Annotated in this window: 1 protein-coding gene; it reads left to right on the forward strand. The window is 37.3% G+C overall.

What is annotated here, in order from left to right:
* Positions 1-2,077 (forward strand): beta strand repeat-containing protein (locus tag CQA62_RS06920; protein WP_170125571.1); only part of this gene is annotated, 2,077 nt, incomplete at both ends.

Below are 2,077 nucleotides of genomic sequence, written 5' to 3' on the forward strand. Positions count from 1 at the left end.
AGAATATAATTTTACAAATGATGGCACTGTAACAGGCAATATCACTCTAAATTCACAAAATGATCGACTTCTTATCACCAATGTTGATCATAAACTCACTATAAATGGGACGATCACAGCTCAAAAAACTGGTTCTGGTAATCCTAATAAATTGAGTGAAACTAAAGGTATTATTATCCAAGCTGGAAGCATTGAAGTCAAAGGAGAATTGAACACACAAGGTGCTGGGGGGATGGACTCACGCACGACTATCTTGCTGAGTGGCAAGGGCAATGATTCTCAGAATACATTTTCTAAAATCACTGCTAATGGTGGATTTAATGTCATTGCCATTGAAAAGGGAAATACAAAGATCCAACAACTAAGTGCTACAAAAGCTGCAACTTCTTCCACCATTGGTGGTTTCAATTATATTATAGAAAAAAGCGGAAATCTCACAATAGACAAAGTCACTTTGACTCACAATGGTCAAAATATTATTGGTATTGGTTATGATGCTAATATCCCTGAAAGTAAAATCACTTTTGATAACGCACCCTCTACTGATTCTGCTTCACTCACAATTACCACACTAGAAACTCAAAATGATGGCTATGGATCAGGAAAAAATTCTATTTATATAAAAGGCAACAGTAATGCAACCATTACAAATGTAACTGCGCAGAATAACGGACAAAATGTCTTTACACTCAGCAAAGATACAACTTACACAAATACCCCATCTACTCCTCATCTTAGCATTACAACTCTTACTGCTCAACAAAATAGCTATGGTACAGGGAGTAATAGCATCACAGCAGATCATGGCATGGTAGAGATTATTAAGGTAAACAGCACCAATGCTAAAAATATAATTGATTTAACAAATGCAGAATTAAAGATTACTTCTTTAAATGCTACATCCAATGGCTATTCTAATAATCAAGACCATGGGAATACCATCACTCTAAAAACTAGCTCAACTGCAAACATTGGCAGTATAGAAGCAAAACAAAATGGTTTTACTACAAGCAGTGCCCCAAAAAACACCATCACCCTAGATGGCACTAGCACACTCAATGTCACAGGTAACATCACGGCTTCTTCTGCAGGTCAAAATAATATCACTATCACTAGTAGTAATAGCAATGCGGGTGGCACTAGAGAGGATTCCTTTGCTCTTACTCTCGGTAATCTCATTGCAAAGCATGATGGTTTTAGTTCTGGAAAAAATACCATCACATCTGATAGAGATATACAAATCACAGGCTATATTGATTCTAGTGGGACAAATGGAGAGAATACGATTTCACTCAACAATACTGCCAAACTAGAAATTAATGGTGCTCTAAAGGCAAGTAACTATGCTAGAGGTGGTGGTAAAAATATCATTACAGCAGACGCCATTGTGATTAAAGGGGGAATTGAATCTTCTAATGGTGCAAGCAATGAGATTAAAAATAATGCTTCTAACACATCTAGCTCAACACCAACCACATTTGCTTCTACATCTTCTGATGCTCTAGGATTAGAAGTTACAGGAAATATTGCTGCAATTTATGGAAGTTATGGGAAAGGAAGCAATACTATAACTACAAGCAGCACCAAGATCACAGGAGACATCATAGCCAATGGTGGAAGCAATATTATCACCCTTACTGGAGCTCCATCTAACTCTACTACTCTTACATTAAATAATCTTAATGCCAATCATTCAGGATATGGTGCTGGGAGTAACACCCTAAAGATCACTGGCTCAATGCAAGTAAATCAATCCATTTCTTCTACAGGTAGTAGTAGCAATACCATCACTATTTCTAAAGCCAGTTCAACTTCTACCACACCTGCAATAGCTCTAGAGATTAAAGAAGGAATCAAAGCTAATGGGGGATCTTATGGCGGAGGAACCAACACCATCACAATAGAGGGTGGAATGCTTAAAGTTGCTGGCAATATAACTGCTCTCAATAACAACTATAACAATCAAAATACCAATACCATTACAGCCAACAATGGTGCTAGCATCACAGGAGACATCATTAGCTCAAATCATGGTAGAAATAATATCTACATCAAAGGAACTCTTGGCACTGCTTCT

This window comes from Helicobacter cholecystus, assembly GCF_003364215.1.
GTDB lineage: Bacteria > Campylobacterota > Campylobacteria > Campylobacterales > Helicobacteraceae > Helicobacter_G > Helicobacter_G cholecystus.